The 17,540-nt window shown below is 59.5% G+C and carries 16 protein-coding genes and 1 pseudogene; 12 read left to right on the top strand and 5 right to left on the bottom strand.

Features of this window, described 5'->3' with window-relative positions:
• The 6 genes from M1E04_RS06140 to pdeM all read left to right on the top strand — a co-directional run bounded on the left by M1E04_RS06140 (position 1) and on the right by pdeM (position 6,767).
• Positions 1–729, top strand: coding sequence for an ABC transporter permease (locus M1E04_RS06140; protein WP_065992578.1), 729 nt, complete (start codon positions 1–3; stop codon positions 727–729).
• The gene (locus tag M1E04_RS06135) at positions 726–1,436 is read left to right on the top strand and encodes an ABC transporter permease (protein ID WP_065992577.1); all 711 of its coding nucleotides are present in this window, start codon (positions 726–728) and stop codon (positions 1,434–1,436) included. The genes M1E04_RS06140 and M1E04_RS06135 overlap by 4 nt, the downstream gene beginning before the upstream one ends.
• 9 nt (positions 1,437–1,445) lie before the next feature.
• A complete protein-coding gene (locus tag M1E04_RS06130; protein WP_456292553.1) occupies positions 1,446–2,564 on the top strand; it encodes a succinylglutamate desuccinylase/aspartoacylase family protein in 1,119 nt (372 codons plus the stop codon).
• Positions 2,565–2,576: 12 nt separating this feature from the next.
• Positions 2,577–3,341: an ABC transporter ATP-binding protein gene (locus M1E04_RS06125; RefSeq protein ID WP_172609421.1), complete on the top strand. Its 765-nt coding sequence runs from the start codon at positions 2,577–2,579 to the stop codon at positions 3,339–3,341.
• A gap of 280 nt (positions 3,342–3,621) precedes the next feature.
• Positions 3,622–6,114 (top strand): ligase-associated DNA damage response DEXH box helicase, encoded by a 2,493-nt coding sequence (locus M1E04_RS06120; RefSeq protein ID WP_369318367.1) that lies wholly within the window; start codon positions 3,622–3,624, stop codon positions 6,112–6,114.
• The gene (gene pdeM, locus M1E04_RS06115; RefSeq protein ID WP_296310242.1) at positions 6,111–6,767 is read left to right on the top strand and encodes a ligase-associated DNA damage response endonuclease PdeM; all 657 of its coding nucleotides are present in this window, start codon (positions 6,111–6,113) and stop codon (positions 6,765–6,767) included. The genes M1E04_RS06120 and pdeM overlap by 4 nt, the downstream gene beginning before the upstream one ends.
• Positions 6,768–6,891: 124 nt before the next feature.
• Here pdeM and M1E04_RS06110 read toward each other — a convergent pair whose 3' ends face one another.
• The gene (locus M1E04_RS06110) at positions 6,892–7,110 is read right to left on the bottom strand and encodes a hypothetical protein (protein ID WP_065992572.1); all 219 of its coding nucleotides are present in this window, start codon (positions 7,108–7,110) and stop codon (positions 6,892–6,894) included.
• Between the two features lie 109 nt (positions 7,111–7,219).
• Positions 7,220–7,786 (bottom strand): dCTP deaminase, encoded by a 567-nt coding sequence (dcd, locus tag M1E04_RS06105; protein WP_002554836.1) that lies wholly within the window; start codon positions 7,784–7,786, stop codon positions 7,220–7,222.
• A gap of 310 nt (positions 7,787–8,096) precedes the next feature.
• On the opposite strand from dcd, the gene M1E04_RS06100 reads away from it, so the two are divergent.
• The gene (locus M1E04_RS06100) at positions 8,097–8,306 is read left to right on the top strand and encodes a cold-shock protein (RefSeq protein WP_002554837.1); all 210 of its coding nucleotides are present in this window, start codon (positions 8,097–8,099) and stop codon (positions 8,304–8,306) included.
• Between the two features lie 164 nt (positions 8,307–8,470).
• Here the strand turns inward: M1E04_RS06100 and apbC are convergent, their stop codons facing one another.
• Positions 8,471–9,565: an iron-sulfur cluster carrier protein ApbC gene (apbC, locus tag M1E04_RS06095; RefSeq protein WP_456292552.1), complete on the bottom strand. Its 1,095-nt coding sequence runs from the start codon at positions 9,563–9,565 to the stop codon at positions 8,471–8,473.
• 183 nt (positions 9,566–9,748) lie between these two features.
• Between apbC and metG the strand changes: the two genes are divergently transcribed.
• The 4 genes and pseudogenes from metG to M1E04_RS06075 all read left to right on the top strand — a co-directional run bounded on the left by metG (position 9,749) and on the right by M1E04_RS06075 (position 13,642).
• Positions 9,749–11,797 carry a methionine--tRNA ligase gene (gene metG, locus M1E04_RS06090; protein WP_456292551.1) on the top strand — a complete coding sequence of 683 codons (2,049 nt, stop codon included), beginning with the start codon at positions 9,749–9,751 and terminating at the stop codon, positions 11,795–11,797.
• 67 nt (positions 11,798–11,864) lie between these two features.
• A pseudogene (gene rsxB / locus M1E04_RS06085) lies at positions 11,865–12,695 on the top strand (electron transport complex subunit RsxB); the annotation flags it as partial.
• A gap of 20 nt (positions 12,696–12,715) precedes the next feature.
• The gene (gene nth / locus M1E04_RS06080; protein ID WP_065992564.1) at positions 12,716–13,354 is read left to right on the top strand and encodes an endonuclease III; all 639 of its coding nucleotides are present in this window, start codon (positions 12,716–12,718) and stop codon (positions 13,352–13,354) included.
• A gap of 105 nt (positions 13,355–13,459) precedes the next feature.
• Positions 13,460–13,642 carry a PA3496 family putative envelope integrity protein gene (locus tag M1E04_RS06075; protein WP_065992563.1) on the top strand — a complete coding sequence of 61 codons (183 nt, stop codon included), beginning with the start codon at positions 13,460–13,462 and terminating at the stop codon, positions 13,640–13,642.
• Positions 13,643–13,744: 102 nt separating this feature from the next.
• Here the strand turns inward: M1E04_RS06075 and M1E04_RS06070 are convergent, their stop codons facing one another.
• Positions 13,745–14,371: a response regulator transcription factor gene (locus tag M1E04_RS06070; protein WP_037012286.1), complete on the bottom strand. Its 627-nt coding sequence runs from the start codon at positions 14,369–14,371 to the stop codon at positions 13,745–13,747.
• Between the two features lie 1,148 nt (positions 14,372–15,519).
• Between M1E04_RS06070 and M1E04_RS06065 the strand changes: the two genes are divergently transcribed.
• On the top strand, positions 15,520–16,074 hold the full coding sequence (locus tag M1E04_RS06065; protein ID WP_065992562.1) for a hypothetical protein: 555 nt from the start codon (positions 15,520–15,522) through the stop codon (positions 16,072–16,074).
• A gap of 169 nt (positions 16,075–16,243) precedes the next feature.
• Here M1E04_RS06065 and M1E04_RS06060 read toward each other — a convergent pair whose 3' ends face one another.
• The gene (locus M1E04_RS06060) at positions 16,244–17,461 is read right to left on the bottom strand and encodes an argininosuccinate synthase (RefSeq protein WP_065992560.1); all 1,218 of its coding nucleotides are present in this window, start codon (positions 17,459–17,461) and stop codon (positions 16,244–16,246) included.
• Positions 17,462–17,540 lie beyond the last annotated feature (79 nt).

Below are 17,540 nucleotides of genomic sequence, written 5' to 3'. Positions count from 1 at the left end.
ATGTTCGAAACTCTCCTGCAAAACCTGGGACTGTCAGCATTCAGCCTGAAAGGCTTCGGCCCGCTGTTGCTGCAAGGCACCTGGATGACCGTCAAATTATCGGTAATGTCGCTGCTGCTGGCCATTGTGCTCGGCCTGCTGGGCGCCAGTGCCAAACTGTCAAAAGCCGCCGTGCTGCGCGTTCCTGCCCAGATCTACACCACGTTGATCCGTGGCGTACCGGACCTGGTACTGATGCTGCTGATCTTCTACAGCCTGCAAACCTGGCTGACCACGCTCACCAATGCGATGGAATGGGATTACATCGAGATCGACCCTTTCTCTGCCGGCGTCATCACGCTGGGCTTCATCTATGGCGCGTACTTCACCGAGACCTTCCGCGGCGCGATTCTCGCCGTACCGCGCGGTCAGGTCGAAGCCGCCACGGCCTATGGGCTCAGCCGTTCGCAACGGTTTCGCATGGTGGTATTCCCGCAGATGATGCGCTTCGCCCTGCCCGGCATCGGCAACAACTGGCAAGTGGTGCTCAAGGCCACCGCGCTGGTGTCGATCATCGGTCTGGCCGACTTGGTCAAAGCCGCCCAGGACGCGGGTAAAAGCACCTATCAGCTGTTCTACTTCCTGGTAATCGCCGCACTGATCTATCTGGTCATCACCAGCGTGTCCAACTTCGCCCTGCGCTGGGCCGAACGGCGTTATGCCGCCGGCAGCCGGGAGGCTCAACGATGATCGAGTTGCTGCAAGAATACTGGCGCGCCTTCCTTTATACGGACGGCCAGAACATCACCGGCCTGGCCATGACGATGTGGCTGCTCAGTGCCTCCATCGCCATTGGCTTCATCGTTTCGATTCCGCTGTCCATCGCCCGCGTATCGCGCAATCCCCTGGTGCGCTGGCCGGTGCAGTTCTACACCTACCTCTTCCGTGGAACGCCGCTGTATATCCAGTTGCTGATTTGCTACACCGGCATCTACAGCATCGCCGCCGTACGGGAGCAGCCGATGCTAGGCGCGTTCTTCCGTGACGCGATGAACTGCACGATCCTCGCCTTCGCTTTGAACACTTGCGCCTACACCACGGAGATCTTCGCCGGTGCGATTCGCAGCATGAACCACGGCGAAGTCGAGGCGGCCAAGGCTTACGGCCTGACCGGCTGGCGCTTGTACACCTACGTCATCATGCCGTCGGCACTGCGCCGTTCGCTGCCTTATTACAGCAACGAAGTGATCCTGATGCTGCACTCGACCACCGTGGCTTTCACCGCCACCGTGCCGGACATCCTCAAGGTCGCGCGGGACGCCAACTCGGCCACCTTCCTGACGTTCCAGTCGTTCGGTATTGCGGCGCTGATCTACCTCACGGTCACGTTCATTCTGGTAGGCCTGTTCCGATTGGCTGAACGCCGCTGGCTGGCCTTCCTCGGCCCGACTCACTAGGAACCCTGCATGCGACACCAGACCCATGATCTGCTGGCCCCGGTGCCTGGCACCGCGCGGCAGATCCATAGCTTTCACTACGGCCCGGAACACGGCGCCTGCAAGGTTTACATCCAGTCGTCCCTGCACGCCGACGAGCTGCCGGGCATGCTGGTGTCCTGGTACTTGAAGCAACGGCTGGCCGAGCTCGAAAACGCCGGCCAGTTGCTCGGCGAAGTGGTGGTCGTTCCGGTGGCCAACCCCGTCGGGCTGGAGCAGATCCTGATGGACATGCCGCTGGGCCGTTACGAGCTTGAAAGCGGACAGAACTTCAACCGCCGCTTCGTCGACCTCGGTCAGCAGGTGGGCGATGAAGTCGAAGCGCTGCTGACGGATGATTCCCGGCACAACGTCGCACTGATTCGCAAAACCTTGCTGGGCGCACTGAATAACTGCGTCGGCAGCACCCAACTGGAGTCCCAGCGCCTGACGCTGCAGCGCCTGGCCTGTGACGCTGATGTGGTGCTGGACCTGCATTGCGATTTCGAATCCGTCGAGCACTTGTACACCACGCCTGAGGCCTGGCCCCAGGTCGAAGCGCTGTCGCGTTATCTCGGCGCACAGGCAAGCCTGCTGGCCACCGACTCCGGCGGACAGTCGTTCGATGAATGCTTCACGCTGGTCTGGTGGCAACTGCAGCAGCGCTTTGCCAAGCGCTTCCCGATTCCTATGGGCAGCTTTTCCGTCACCCTGGAGTTGCGCGGCCAGGGCGATGTCAATCACGCCCTCGCCAGCCGCGACTGTCAGGCGATCATCAGCTACCTGATGCACCACGGCGCCATTGCCGGCGAGCCGGTTGCGCCACCCGAACTGCTGTACCCGGCGACCCCGCTGGCGGGGGTCGAACCGGTTGCCACGCCTGTCGGTGGTCTGCTGGTGTTCTGCACACTGCCCGGCGAATACGTCGAGGCGGGGCAATTGATCGCTGAGGTCATCGATCCGATCAGCGACGCAGTGACCCCGATCCACACGGCCAACGCTGGCCTTATGTACGCCCGCTCATTGCGACGCATGGCGACCGCAGGCATGGTCATCGCCCATGTCGCTGGTACCGAAGCCTACCGCAGCGGCTACTTACTTTCTCCTTGAGGACTGCCCTTCATGTACAAACTGACCATCGATGGCCTGCATAAAAGCTACGGTGACCACGAGGTGCTCAAAGGGGTGTCGCTGAAGGCTAGCGTCGGCGACGTAATTTGTCTGATCGGCGCCAGCGGCTCGGGCAAGAGCACGTTCCTGCGCTGCATCAATTTTCTCGAGCAACCCAATGACGGCGCCATGAGCCTGGACGGCCAGCCCGTGCGCATGGTCAGCGACACCGGCGGCATGCGCGTCGCCGACCCGGCCGAGCTGCAGCGGATTCGCACGCGACTGGCCATGGTGTTCCAGCACTTCAACCTGTGGAGCCACATGACGGTGCTGGAAAACATCACCATGGCGCCGCGCCGGGTGTTGGGCGTGTCGAAAGCCGAAGCCGAGGCCCGTGCGCACAAATACCTGGACAAGGTCGGCCTGCCCGCGCGCGTCGCCGATCAGTACCCGGCGTTTCTGTCCGGTGGCCAACAGCAGCGCGTGGCCATCGCCCGCGCCCTGGCGATGGAACCGGAAATCATGCTGTTCGACGAGCCTACCTCAGCGCTCGACCCTGAACTGGTCGGCGAAGTATTGAAGGTGATTCAGGGCCTCGCTGAAGAGGGCCGGACCATGATTCTGGTGACCCACGAAATGGGCTTCGCCCGCAAGGTCGCCAATCAGGTTGTGTTCCTGCACCAGGGCCAGATCGAAGAGATGGGCCACCCGGACGACGTGCTGGGCAGCCCGAAGAGCGAGCGCTTGCAGCAGTTTCTGAGTGGAAATTTGAAATAGTCACTTGCTGTAGAGATACGGGGCTGACACCCCACTCTGGTTCAGCGCACGCGTAACCTGTGGGAGCGAGCTTGCTCGCGAAGGCATTCTGTCAGTCAGCTTCCTTGCTGCTGACCCACCGCATTCGCGAGCAAGCTCGCTCCCACAGGATTTGTCCTCACAGTCGACAACGCGGTCCAAGGGAAAAAACGAGTCACTCAAACCAATCCAAACGGACATCCCATCAAACTATTCCACGCTCTGAGCGGTCTCTGACTTAACCCCTTCCCAGAGCCTGCGCATGCCAAAAGCCGTCAATTTCGCCAAGCGCTGGTTTGCAGAGCGAGGCTGGAAACCCTTCCCCTTCCAGAAAGAAGTCTGGGCCGCCGTCGCTCGCGGCGAGTCGGGTTTGCTGCACGCCAGCACCGGCGCGGGCAAGACCTACTCGGTGTGGTTCGCCGCCCTCAACCAGTTCGCCCGGCCTGCACCCGAATCGACCGAGATGAAGCCGCGCAAGCGCAAACCCGTTGCCGCTCCCCTGAGCGTGCTGTGGATCACGCCCATGCGCGCCCTCGCCGCCGACACCGCCCGCGCACTGGAAGGCCCGCTGCAGGATTTGCAGATCCCGTGGAGTGTTGGCCTGCGCACCGGCGACACCAGCAGCAGCGAGCGCGCCAAACAGGGTCGGCGCCTGCCCTCCGCGCTTATCACCACGCCGGAGAGCCTGACGCTGCTGCTGACCCGCGCCGATGCCCAGGCGACGATGTCGACGCTGAAGATGGTCGTGGTCGATGAATGGCACGAGCTGATCGGCAACAAGCGCGGCATTCAGCTGCAACTGGCGCTGGCCCGGCTGCGCCAGTGGAATCCTGAACTGGTCATCTGGGGCCTTTCCGCGACCCTCGGCAATCAAGCCCACGCGCAACAGGTGCTGGTGGGCGACCACGGCACCACCGTCCATGGCAAAGTGGTCAAAAAATTGATCGTCGACACGTTGTTGCCGCCCTCCATCGAACGCTTCCCCTGGGCCGGACATATGGGGCTGCGCATGCTGCCGCAGGTGCTGGCCGAGGTGGACAGCAGTTCCAGTTGCCTACTGTTCACCAACACCCGGGCACAGTCGGAAGTCTGGTATCAAGCGCTGCTGGAAGCCCGCCCGGACTGGGCCGGGTTGATCGCGCTGCACCACGGCTCGCTGTCCCGTGAGGTCCGCGACTGGGTTGAACGTGCGCTGAAAGAAGGCCACCTGAAAGCTGTGGTCTGCACCTCCAGTCTCGATTTAGGCGTGGATTTTCTGCCAGTCGAGCGCGTACTGCAAATCGGTTCGGCCAAGGGCGTCGCGCGGCTGATGCAGCGTGCGGGACGCTCGGGCCACGCGCCGGGCCGTCCGTCACGGGTCACGCTGGTGCCGACCCATAGCCTGGAGCTGGTAGAAGCCGCCGCTGCCCGCGACGCCGTCAACGCGCGTCTGATCGAACCCCGGGAATCACCCTACAAACCGCTGGATGTCCTCGTGCAACATCTGGTGAGTATGGCCCTCGGTGGCGGCTTTATGCCCGACGCGCTACTGGCCGAAGTTCGCACCGCCTGGGCCTATCGCGACCTCACCGACGAGGAGTGGGAGTGGGCTTTGGCTTTCGTGCGCTACGGCGGCCTGTCACTGACGGCCTACCCTGATTATCGACGCGTCGAGCCTGACGAAGACGGCATCTGGCGCGTCCCCGATGCCCGCCTGGCCCGCCGCCACCGCATGAGCGTGGGCACCATCGTGAGTGAAGCCAGCATCAACGTGAAGTACTGGAGCAAGGGCGGCGGAGGTGGATCCCTCGGCAGCGTCGAAGAGGGCTTCATCGCTCGCTTGAAACCCGGAGACGGGTTTCTGTTCAGCGGTCGCCTGCTGGAACTGGTGCGCGTGGAGAACATGACCGCGTACGTGAAAAAGGCTACGGGCAAAAAAGCCGCCGTCCCACGCTGGAATGGCGGACGGATGCCGCTCTCCAACGAACTGGCAGACGCCGTTGTCGAAAAATTCGATGCCGCTGCCCGGGGCGATTTCAGCAGCCCCGAGATGCACATCGTCAGCCCGCTGCTTGAAGTGCAGCGGCAATGGTCAGCCTTGCCACGCAAGGACACGCTGCTGGCGGAAGTCTTGAAGTCCCGCGAAGGCTGGCATCTGTTTCTTTATCCCTTCGCCGGGCGCCATGTGCACCTGGGGCTGGCGAGCCTGCTGGCGTGGCGACTGAGCCGCGACACGCCACTGACCTTCTCCATCGCCGTGAACGACTACGGCTTCGAGCTGCTCAGCGCCACCCCGATCGACTGGAACGAGCGCCTGACGACCCAGCTGTTTTCCGAAGACGAGCTGCTGGCCGATATCATTGCCAGCCTGAACGCCGGCGAACTGGCGCTGCGCCGTTTCCGCGAAATTGCCCGCATCGCCGGGCTGGTGTTCTCCGGCTACCCCGGCGCGCCGAAGAGCAACCGACAGCTCCAGGCGTCGAGCGGATTGTTCTTCGAAGTATTCAAACAGTACGACGCCGGCAACCTGCTGCTGACGCAAGCTCAAGAGGAAGTGTTGCGGCAGGAGCTGGACGTGGCCCGTCTCGAACAAACCCTGAGCCGTATCAACAACCGAACCCTGGATTTGCACGTGATCAAACGCCCCACCCCGATGGCCTTCCCGCTGCTGGTAGAACGCATGCGCGAAAGCCTCAGCACCGAAAAACTCTCCGACCGTATCGCACGGATGGTCAGCGATCTCGAGAAAGCCGCCGGGCCTGAGGTCATGACGTGAGGCCGTATCTGTCGATTCAGCTGGCAGGTGCGGAGTTGTGGTTACTGGCGGACAAAGCGATTTACTACCCGGCCGAGCGGGCGCTGTTGATCGCCGACGCGCACTTTGGCAAGGCGGCGGCCTACCGACGGTTGGGTCAGCCAGTGCCCCACGGCACCACCGACGATAACCTTCAGCGCCTGGATGCACTGCTGGCGAGCTATGACTGCGACCAGTTGATCTTTCTGGGGGACTTTTTGCACGCCCCGGAATCCCACGCGGCCGGCACGCTGTCGGCCATTCAGGCATGGCGCGACAAGCATGAGGGTCTGGCGATCACTCTGATTCGGGGTAACCATGACAAGCGTGCCGGCGACCCACCCCCGGAATTGCGCATGGACATCGTCGAGGAACCGATGTTCATGGGGCCGTATGCGCTTCAGCACGAGCCTGACCCGCACCCTGACTTCCACGTCCTGGCGGGCCATGTGCACCCGGCCTACCGGCTGTACGGACGAGGACGACAGCGCTTGCGGTTGCCGTGTTTCTACGTATTGCCACGCGTGAGTCTGCTGCCGGCGTTCGGCGCGTTTACAGGCGGCATGAACATCGACCGGGCGGAAAACAGCAGGGTTTACGTGGTGGGGGATGGGGCGGTATGGGAGGCGGTTTGAACACCGAGCCGAACAATCGACGAGGTACGTCTTGATTAATTACCGGGTCGCACCTAGTGGGCGCGACTGAATTGGCAGAAGACAGGAGGTTCCCGCCGATGCCCAGGCAACGGCGGGAGCTGAATCAAGCGACCGGTGCAGGCGGTGGCTCGTCCGGAATGGTCGGCACGCCTGGCTCTAAGGGTTGCTCAAAGTCCGGGGTGTCAGGATTAGGCTGCCCGGGAATACCCCCGGCGACCATGTTATTGAGGTGTGGATGCGCTAACAGCGACCAAGCCAGCAACCCAACCTGATTGGGACTCGGGTCGGTTTCATTGCTGCTGGTGTTGATGTGTCTCTTCATAGGGCACTCCTGAGCGTTGGCCCCACCCGCATGGTGCGGATGGGAACAGTTCAGTCAATAGAGTGCGAATTCCGAGACAAATTCAGTAACGGGCTGACAAATGGCGTGATCACGTGCGGGGCAGCGTTACACCGCGTTGGCCTTGGTACTTGCCACCACGGTCCTTGTAGGACACTTCACACTCTTCGTCGGACTCCAGGAACAGCATCTGGGCAACGCCTTCGTTGGCGTAGATCTTCGCCGGCAGCGTGGTGGTGTTGGAGAATTCCAGGGTCACGTGGCCTTCCCATTCCGGCTCGAGGGGCGTGACGTTGACGATGATGCCGCAGCGCGCGTAGGTGCTCTTGCCGAGGCAAATGGTCAGAACATTGCGAGGAATACGGAAATATTCGACGGTGCGTGCCAGCGCAAACGAGTTCGGCGGGATGATGCAAACGTCGCTTTTGATGTCTACAAAACTTTTTTCATCGAAATTCTTAGGGTCGACGGTGGCCGAATTGATGTTGGTGAACACCTTGAATTCGTCGGCGCAACGCACGTCGTAGCCATAGCTGGAGACACCGAAAGAGATCACCCGATCAGCGCCTTCGCCGCGCACCTGACGCTCCACGAACGGCTCGATCATGCCGTGTTCCTGCGCCATGCGGCGAATCCACTTGTCCGATTTGATGCTCATGGCGGTGTCCTGAATAGCGAGGTGAAAAAGATGTCCGGCATCTTACCGGTCGAACGCCCCGGGTTCAAAGATTGCGCGCCGTGCGCATTAAGGTCGTTGAGCCACCTCAAGAAAAAATCTCCGACAGACCCTTTGCACATTCCGGAAAAAGGGGTAAGGTGGCCCCACTGTGTTGCTTGTGTCACTGAGAATATCTACACGATGTTGAATTTCGATCCAACCATCTCCAAGAATTTTTCCTGCTCTTTGCACTCAGTCTCGGCCAGGGCATTTCCTGAGTCGCAGTTAACTTTGTCCAAGGAGATACACCATGTCTAATCGCCAAACTGGTACCGTTAAGTGGTTCAACGATGAAAAAGGCTTCGGCTTCATCACTCCACAATCCGGTGACGACCTGTTCGTTCACTTCAAAGCTATCCAATCTGACGGCTTCAAAAGCCTGAAAGAAGGCCAACAGGTCTCTTTCATCGCTACCCGCGGTCAGAAAGGCATGCAAGCTGAAGAAGTTCAAGTTATCTAACTTGTACTGATTCGCTTAAAAGACCCCGCCCTCAAAAGCGGGGTTTTTTTACGCCTGCATAAAGGCTACTGCTGCACATCCCCTCTGCCCCCTACCTCGCCTCTTGCTAACGCGACATGCCGATCGTCCGGCACATCGCGCCTCCAGCTTTCAGCTTCAGCGGATCAGTCGTCGCTCACAGAGATGTTCGGCATCTGCGCACTCGCAGCTTCCTGCAACACAATACGCGCGCCGACATGACGCGCCAGCTCCTGGTACACCATCGCAATCTGGCTCTCCGGCTCGGCAATCGCCGTCGGCTTGCCGCCATCGGCCTGCTCTCGAATCAACATGGACAGCGGCAGCGAGGCCAGCAGCTCGACGCCATATTGCGTCGCCAGCTTTTCCCCTCCGCCTTCGCCAAACAGATGCTCGGCATGGCCGCAGTTCGAACAGATATGCACGGCCATGTTCTCGACGACACCCAGCACCGGGATATTGACCTTGCGGAACATCTCCACGCCTTTCTTCGCGTCCAGCAATGCAAGGTCCTGCGGGGTCGTGACGATCACTGCGCCCGCGACCGGCACTTTCTGCGCGAGGGTCAGCTGGATATCACCGGTGCCTGGCGGCATATCGATGACCAGGTAATCCAGATCATTCCAGGCGGTCTGGGTCACCAGTTGTAACAGTGCACCCGACACCATCGGCCCTCGCCAGACCATCGGCGTGTTGTCGTCGGTCAGAAACGCCATGGACATCACTTCGATGCCGTGGGCTTCGATTGGTACGAACCACTTCTGATCCTTGATCTTCGGACGGGTGCCTTCGGCGATGCCGAACATGACGCCCTGGCTCGGGCCGTAGATATCGGCGTCAAGAATGCCGACGCGCGCGCCTTCTCGGGACAGCGCCAACGCCAGGTTCGCCGCCGTCGTTGATTTACCGACGCCGCCTTTGCCGGACGCAACGGCCACAATGTTCTTCACATTGGCCAGGCCGGGGATCTGGCCGAGGGCTTTGTGGGGATGAATGACCGAGGCGATCCGGACACTGGCCGAGGCGACCCCATCCAGCCCTTCAATCGCCATCTGCAGCATCTGTGCCCAGCCGTTCTGGAACAGCGCGGCGGCGTAACCCAGTTCCAGCTGGACACTCACGCGGTCGCCTTCGATCTCAATGGCGCGGACACACCCGGCGCTGACCGGGTCCTGATTCAAGTAAGGATCGGTGTACTGGCGAAGGACGGCTTCCACCGTTGCGCGATTGACAGCGCTCATGGGTGACTCCCTATAAAGACTGACTAAAACAGGCGGCCATCCTACCTTGTATGCCCGATAAAGAACGCAACGACGTTTCCTTTCAAGCGCATCGGCAGATTCCGACATGCAGCGCGGGATGAAAAAAAACGCTCAGGCCTTTATAGTGGCCGACCTCCGTTTCACTTCAAGTAGCCGAGCCCAATGTCCGAGCCACGCAAGATTCTCGTCACCAGCGCCCTGCCCTATGCCAATGGTTCCATTCACCTTGGCCACATGCTCGAGTACATCCAGACCGACATGTGGGTGCGCTTTCAAAAGCACCGTGGCAACCAGTGCATTTACGTGTGTGCGGACGACGCCCATGGTTCGGCCATCATGCTGCGCGCCGAGAAAGAAGGCATTACGCCCGAGCAGTTGATCGCCAACGTGCAGGCCGAGCACAGCGCCGACTTCGCTGACTTCCTGGTGGATTTCGACAACTTCCACTCCACCCACGCTGATGAAAACCGTGAGCTGTCGAGCGAGATCTACAAACGCCTTCGCGACGCCGGCCACATCGCCACGCGCTCCGTGACGCAATATTTCGACCCGGAAAAAAAGATGTTCCTGGCCGACCGCTTCATCAAAGGCACCTGCCCGAAATGCGGCACTGAAGACCAGTACGGCGACAACTGTGAAAAGTGCGGCGCCACCTACGCCCCGACTGACCTGAAAGATCCGAAGTCGGCGATTTCCGGTGCAACCCCGGTGCTCCGGGACTCCAAGCACTTTTTCTTCGACCTGCCGGCATTCGACGCCATGCTCAAGAGCTGGACGCGAAGCGGGACGTTGCAGGACGCCGTCGCCAACAAGATCGCCGAATGGCTCGATTCCGGCCTGCAGCAGTGGGACATCTCCCGCGATGCGCCGTATTTCGGCTTCGAGATCCCCGACGAGCCGGGCAAGTATTTCTACGTGTGGCTGGATGCTCCCATCGGCTACATGGCGAGTTTCAAGAACCTCTGCGCACGTCGCCCGGAACTGGACTTCGATGCCTTCTGGCGCAAGGATTCGACGACCGAGCTTTACCACTTCATTGGCAAAGACATCGTCAACTTCCATGCGCTGTTCTGGCCAGCGATGCTCGAAGGTTCGGGATTCCGCAAGCCTACCGGCATCAACGTGCACGGCTACCTGACCGTCAATGGCCAGAAGATGTCGAAATCCCGCGGCACTTTCATCAAGGCGCGTACGTACCTTGAGCACCTGTCGCCGGAGTACCTGCGTTACTACTACGCCGCCAAGCTGGGCCGTGGCGTCGACGATCTTGACCTGAACCTTGAGGACTTCGTGCAGAAGGTCAACTCTGACCTGATCGGCAAGGTGGTTAACATCGCCAGTCGTTGCGCGGGCTTCATTCAGAAAGGCAACGCAGGTTTGCTGGTGACGGGCAACGCAGAGCCCGAGCTGACCGACGCTTTTCATGCCGCAGCGCCAAGCATTGCCGATGCCTACGAGGCACGTGACTTTGCCCGTGCAATGCGCGAAATCATGGCCCTGGCCGACCGCGCCAACGCCTGGATTGCAGACAAGGCGCCCTGGTCGCTGGCCAAGCAGGAAGGCAAGCAGGACGAGGTCCAGGCGATCTGCGCACTGGGCATCAATCTGTTCCGTCAGTTGGTGATCTTCCTCAAGCCTGTATTGCCGAATCTGGCCGCAGACGCCGAGCAATTCCTCAACGTTGCGCCACTGACCTGGGATGACCACCAGACGCTGTTGAGCAATCATCAGCTCAACCCGTTCCAGCCCCTGATGACCCGCATCGACCCTGTAAAAGTGGAAGCCATGACCGACGCATCGAAAGAAGACCTGGCCGCCAGCGCCACTGACACTGGTGCGGCACCACAGGGCAATGGCGAACTGACGAAAGACCCGCTCTCCCCGGAGATCGACTTTGATGCGTTCGCGGCGATAGACCTGCGGGTCGCGCTGATCGAAAAAGCCGAGCACGTCGAAGGCGCCGACAAGCTGCTGCGCCTGACGCTGGATATCGGCGACGAGAAGCGCAACGTCTTCTCCGGCATCAAGAGCGCTTACCCGAACCCGGCAGAGCTGGAGGGTCGGTTGACCATGATGATCGCCAACCTGAAGCCTCGGAAAATGCGCTTCGGTATCTCCGAAGGGATGGTGATGGCAGCGGGTCCTGGCGGTGAAGAGATTTACCTGCTGAGCCCTGACAGCGGCGCCAAGCCCGGTCAGCGCATCAAGTAACCCGCCCCGAACCGCCACATTCTGCACATTATCGACGGCCCGCTCGGGTCGTCGATCGGGTCCAAGCATGAGTCTGATTCAGCGCATCGACGCCTTGCTGCCACAAACCCAGTGTGGGAAATGCGGCCATCCGGGCTGCCAGCCCTACGCTGAAGGCATTGCGGCCGGCGAAGCCATCAATAAATGTCCACCCGGTGGCGACGAGACCATCGCGGCACTGGCTCGACTGCTGAACGTGCCAGTCCTGCAACTGGACATCGAACGCGGTAGCGCGCCGGCGCAGGTTGCGTTTATTCGCGAGGCCGAGTGCATCGGCTGCGCCAAATGCATTCAGGCCTGCCCGGTGGATGCGATCGTCGGCGCTGCCAAGCTGATGCACACCGTCATCGTTGAGGAATGCACCGGCTGTGACCTGTGCGTTGCCCCCTGCCCGGTCGACTGCATCGACATGCTGCCGCTGCCGATGACCACGATTCCTTTCATTGGCGACTGTGCAATGGACGACGCCCAGCGGTCGGTCAGGGCCGTCAAACGCAGTCGCGCACGGCAACGCTTTGATGCGCGCTCCGCTCGCCTGCAGCGCGATGAGCAGCGACGGCAGGCCGAACGCCAGGCTCGCCAGCCGCGGACTGTCACACCTGCCGTTCCCCAGCCAGACCCGGCGCAAGCCGCGCTGGCCCGAATTCGCTCAAGACCTTCAGCGGGTGGCGATGCGGCGTTGAAACAGGCACGCGCCCAGGTCGCTATGAGCAGAGCACAATTGCTGAAGTCGCTGAAAGCCTTTGGTCACCCGCCCATTGCCGAACAAGCCGCACAACTCGTGCAGTTGCAGCGCGGCCTCGACGAGGCAGAGCACGCGCTCGCCCAATTGCAGGACCCGACGCCCTCGGCACCGTCTTCTCAGGAAACGCCTACCCCATGAACGCCGCCAAACGCCTTGAGATCTTTCGTCGTTTGCACGAAGACAACCCCGATCCTAAAACGGAACTGGCCTACTCCACACCGTTCGAGCTCCTGATCGCCGTGATTCTCTCGGCACAGGCGACCGATGTCAGCGTCAACAAGGCCACGGCGCGTCTATATCCCGTGGCCAATACGCCTGAGGCGATTTACGCGTTGGGCGTCGAGGGTTTGTCTGCCTATATCAGGACCATCGGCCTGTACAACAGCAAGGCGCGAAACGTGATCGAGACGTGTCGCCTGCTGGTTGAACTGCACGGAGGGGAAGTGCCGCAAACCCGAGAGGCCCTCGAAGCCCTCCCCGGCGTGGGCCGCAAGACCGCGAACGTGGTCCTGAACACCGCATTCCGCCAGTTGGCAATGGCGGTCGATACGCACATCTTCCGCGTCAGCAACCGTACCGGCATCGCGCCCGGGAAGAATGTCGTGGAAGTTGAAAACAAGCTGATGAAGTTCGTGCCGAGGGGTTACCTCATGGATGCGCACCACTGGCTGATCCTTCACGGCCGCTACGTGTGCATTGCGCGCAAGCCTCGGTGTGGCAGCTGCCGGATCGAGGACTTGTGCGAGTACAAGGCAAAGACCTCTGACGATTGAACGATAGCGTCCCGAGGCTTTGATCGATTAAAAAAATCTTTTTTACCCGCGCGGGGTTTGTCGCTATAAGGAGCGCCAACGACTGTTCACGCCTGAGGCTGAATCATGAGCGATGAAAAAGACACCATCGAAGTGGACGACGACTTCGTCATCGAAGAGCCGGAAGAAGTCCTGCCCGTACCGGTAGAGACCGCCAAGACCAACCTCAGCAAGCGCCGCACCATCGATAACCTGCTGGAAGAGCGCCGTCTGCAACGGCAGCTTGCAGACTACGATTTCGATTTCTGATCGCTCCTTGAAACGCTCTGCCTGAAGGCCTCTCCCTCGAGAGGCTTGGGCAGAATACAGGGTCTGAAAACGCCGCCTTGAAGCACCGTTGTTCCTCGGCCATCAAACGAGGCCGTTACGTTGGGCGAGCTCGATAAGGTCAACCAGCGAGTGCGCATTGAGTTTGAGCAACAGACGCGTCTTGTACGTGCTGACAGTCTTGTTGCTCAGGAACATGCCGTCAGCGATTTCCTTGTTGGTCTTGCCGCGGGCCAACTGCTGCAACACCATCATTTCCCTACCCGACAGTCGATCCACCATCTCCGCCTCACTGGCATTGCCGAGACTGGAGCGCACCGTGTGCAGCGCCTGATTGGGGAAGTAACTGTAACCGGACAACACCGCCTTGATGGCGCTGAGCAATTCGGTCAAATCCTGCTGTTTGCAGACATACCCCGCCGCCCCCGCCTGCATGCAGCGCATTGAAAAATGCCCGGGCGCCTGGGAGGTCAGGATCAGCACTTTGAAGGCCAGCGTCATCGCCGACAATCGGGCGATGACCTCCAGACCATCCAGCTTGGGGATACCGATGTCCAGAATGACAATGTCCGGCAAGTGCTCGCGCGCCAGTTGTAACGCATCCACGCCGTTATCCGTCTCGGCAATGACTTCGTAGCCATGACGTTCCATCAACATGCGTACGGCGAGCCTAATGACAGGGTGATCATCCACGATCAACACTTTATTCATGAGCAGTCCATTCTTCGCTGTTCGAATTTTCAGAGCCCGCACAATAGCTTAGTCGTTTAGTGCTTTGCATGGCGCTCCTCCCTGCAGACCAGCAGGCAAAGACCTTTCTCACTCAACCAACAGAAAAATCCTACAAAACCTGCCCTATCCGCTCTATTTTTTACGATGTTCAATCCCGTCTCAGTACGTGACCGCATAATTCCCAAGACCGCAAGTGGTAATTTTTGAATCCTGACTTCCCTAAGCTTTTCTGCCTATATGACTGCAGGTTGATAGCTCGGTTTGTCCTAAGGTTGATCCACGATTTGGTTGCTCCGCCGACCGGTTTGGATGTGCGAAAGCCAGGGCCATCCGTGACGCCCGGAAAAATGAGATTCCTCTTTAAAACACGGCTTCTGGCCACCGGGTGACAGCCCGTTCACCACGAGTGTTATGACTTCAGCATATGCCCATCTTACCGGGCCGCCAGCAAACAAAAATCATAAAATATTGCAGGCCCGGCGAGGCGTCGGCGACCGCACACACTTGGTTAACTTACACACGCGGGTTCGACGAGTTTCATTACATATAAATACTCGAAAGAGCCTACAACGGGTTCAGAAATGTCTGAACAGCCCGAATCAACTTTCAACTATTCTTACCCGGGACGTGGGCACGGAGCAGCCTGGAAAGTTACAGCGCTTAACCACCTCCAAACCCTGCGACTCAATTCAATAACGACTGGATCACATCACCCGCTTTTAAAAAAAGGGGCTCGCCCGCCTTCCACGTAATACTATTCGACACATAACATCCAGCACCCTCACGTCATTCCAGAAAAATACTACATAACTAACGGACTATTATTACCGCCAAGAACTTCACCCAATGGCGTTAAAAAACAAACCGCCCATTTTTTGGCTTTTTACTTGCCAAACCTATTACCAGTCGTTACTTTTTGATGAGCGAATGGTTCAACCCACTGTTAGTTAGTGGCTCTTATCACAATACAAGATTATTGCGCATATAAAGGCGGGGGCTTCTTTTGCCAGCGGTCCGTGCGCAGGCCACTCTTCGGCATGAATAAAGCATTCAGTGTTTAAACGTTCTTAAGCGTGAACGTCCCGACAGTGCAGGCTGTTTAGTTGATATGTTCAAAGGAACCTACCATGACCAAGAAAATTAAATACCCCATCGGCGCAAGCAGCGACCCTCTCAAGCTGGCGGAAGCGGTAGAGCGCTACGTTTCCCAAGGCGGCGTTATTAACGTCATTGCAGAAGGAGAGTCGCGGGAGACCGAATCGTCCCGGCAAACCCGGGACGCCGATCCGGAAGCGGAGCTGTGCACCAAGGTCGATCTGCTCAAGGGGCTAGTGGCCAAAGGAGCAGGGGTCGCGGCGCTGCAATACTCGCTGCGCATGAACCAGAAGGACATCAAGCGCCTGGCCAGCGAGAACGGCCTGAAGATCCGCTATTGCCAGCCTGTTCGCCGATCACGCACGTCCCGGCAAAGAGAGCCGGTAACCCTGGACGACGCCATTGCCGGACACGCCATGCATTACTCGGCGCTGGGCTACACCGTTCCTGAAATCGCTCAACTACTGGGCGTCGGGGTACGCGATATCCGGGACATTGGCAAAGCCTATCGTTTTGAGTTTCGAACAACTTCGCAGGGGGATACGGCTGAGAAAACCGCTGGCGAGGAGACAGATTTGCCAACATGACGAATGAGATAACGCACAGCGAGAGCACGTCTTCTAGCGCCTGTAAAACGAGGCAATAACCGGCCAGCGTGGGGGCGGAAAGAGTGTCGAATGAATGGCCAGCGGCACAGGGAGGACAGATGTAATGAGTGCAGCCCTGAGCAGGGCTGCACATCAATCACGACAGCGATCAGAACAACTTGCGGCCCTTGTTCGCTGCAATGCGCATGCGCAATGCGTTGAGCTTGATGAAGCCCGCCGCATCTGCCTGGTTGTACGCGCCGCCGTCTTCTTCAAACGTCGCGATGTTCGCATCGAACAGCGACTCGTCGGACTTGCGACCGGTCACGATCACGTTGCCCTTATAAAGCTTCAGGCGCACGACACCATTCACGTGGGCCTGCGACGCATCGATCATCTGTTGCAGCATAAGACGCTCAGGGCTCCACCAGTAGCCGGTGTAAATCAGGCTGGCGTACTTGGGCATCAGCTCATCTTTGAGGTGAGCGACTTCGCGGTCCAGGGTGATCGACTCGATCGCACGGTGACCACGCAGCATGATGGTGCCGCCCGGGGTCTCGTAGCATCCGCGGGACTTCATGCCGACGTAGCGGTTCTCGACGATGTCCAGCCGACCAATGCCGTGCTCGCCGCCGATGCGGTTCAAGGTGGCAAGGACGGTGGCCGGGGTCATTTCAACACCGTCCAGCGCCACGATGTCGCCGTTGCGATAGGTCAGCTCCAGATACTGCGGCTTGTCCGGTGCGTTTTCCGGCGACACTGTCCACCGCCACATGTCTTCTTCGTGTTCGGTCCAGGTGTCTTCCAGCACGCCGCCTTCATAGGAGATGTGCAGCAGGTTGGCGTCCATCGAGTACGGGGATTTTTTCTTACCGTGGCGCTCGATCGGGATCGCGTGCTTCTCGGCGTAGTCCATGAGCTTCTCGCGGGACAGCAGGTCCCACTCACGCCATGGCGCGATCACTTTCACGCCAGGCTTGAGCGCATAGGCGCCCAATTCGAAACGAACCTGGTCGTTGCCCTTGCCGGTAGCGCCGTGGGAAATGGCGTCAGCGCCGGTTTCGTTGGCGATTTCGATGAGTCGTTTGGCGATCAGGGGACGTGCGATGGAAGTACCCAACAGGTACTCGCCTTCATAGACGGTATTGGCGCGAAACATCGGGAACACGAAATCACGCACGAACTCTTCGCGCAGGTCATCGATGTAGATTTCTTTGACGCCCATGGCTTGCGCCTTGGCGCGTGCTGGCTCGACTTCTTCGCCCTGACCCAGGTCAGCGGTGAAGGTCACCACCTCGCAGTTGTACGTATCTTGCAGCCACTTGAGGATTACCGAAGTATCCAGGCCACCGGAATACGCGAGAACTACCTTGTTTACGTCCGCCATGCCATCACTCCAACGCGTTGTACGGAAAACCGACGAGTTTACCGTTCACGCGCGGGAATTTACAGTGTCGCGACAGCTT

The sequence above is a fragment of the Pseudomonas sp. AK106 genome (assembly GCF_053903055.1).
Note: the sequence above shows the minus strand (reverse complement) of the source record. Positions and strands in the feature narration are given on the sequence as shown.

Coding starts and splice junctions, on each gene's coding strand:
- M1E04_RS06130 (WP_456292553.1), top strand. CDS start 1,446: ATGCGACACCAGACCCATGATCTGCTGGCCCCGGTGCCTGGCACCGCG.
- dcd (WP_002554836.1), bottom strand. CDS start 7,786: ATGAGCATCAAATCGGACAAGTGGATTCGCCGCATGGCGCAGGAACAC.
- M1E04_RS06110 (WP_065992572.1), bottom strand. CDS start 7,110: ATGAAGAGACACATCAACACCAGCAGCAATGAAACCGACCCGAGTCCC.
- M1E04_RS06120 (WP_369318367.1), top strand. CDS start 3,622: ATGCCAAAAGCCGTCAATTTCGCCAAGCGCTGGTTTGCAGAGCGAGGC.
- M1E04_RS06100 (WP_002554837.1), top strand. CDS start 8,097: ATGTCTAATCGCCAAACTGGTACCGTTAAGTGGTTCAACGATGAAAAA.
- metG (WP_456292551.1), top strand. CDS start 9,749: ATGTCCGAGCCACGCAAGATTCTCGTCACCAGCGCCCTGCCCTATGCC.
- M1E04_RS06075 (WP_065992563.1), top strand. CDS start 13,460: ATGAGCGATGAAAAAGACACCATCGAAGTGGACGACGACTTCGTCATC.
- M1E04_RS06125 (WP_172609421.1), top strand. CDS start 2,577: ATGTACAAACTGACCATCGATGGCCTGCATAAAAGCTACGGTGACCAC.
- apbC (WP_456292552.1), bottom strand. CDS start 9,565: ATGAGCGCTGTCAATCGCGCAACGGTGGAAGCCGTCCTTCGCCAGTAC.
- M1E04_RS06140 (WP_065992578.1), top strand. CDS start 1: ATGTTCGAAACTCTCCTGCAAAACCTGGGACTGTCAGCATTCAGCCTG.
- M1E04_RS06070 (WP_037012286.1), bottom strand. CDS start 14,371: ATGAATAAAGTGTTGATCGTGGATGATCACCCTGTCATTAGGCTCGCC.
- M1E04_RS06135 (WP_065992577.1), top strand. CDS start 726: ATGATCGAGTTGCTGCAAGAATACTGGCGCGCCTTCCTTTATACGGAC.
- nth (WP_065992564.1), top strand. CDS start 12,716: ATGAACGCCGCCAAACGCCTTGAGATCTTTCGTCGTTTGCACGAAGAC.
- M1E04_RS06060 (WP_065992560.1), bottom strand. CDS start 17,461: ATGGCGGACGTAAACAAGGTAGTTCTCGCGTATTCCGGTGGCCTGGAT.
- M1E04_RS06065 (WP_065992562.1), top strand. CDS start 15,520: ATGACCAAGAAAATTAAATACCCCATCGGCGCAAGCAGCGACCCTCTC.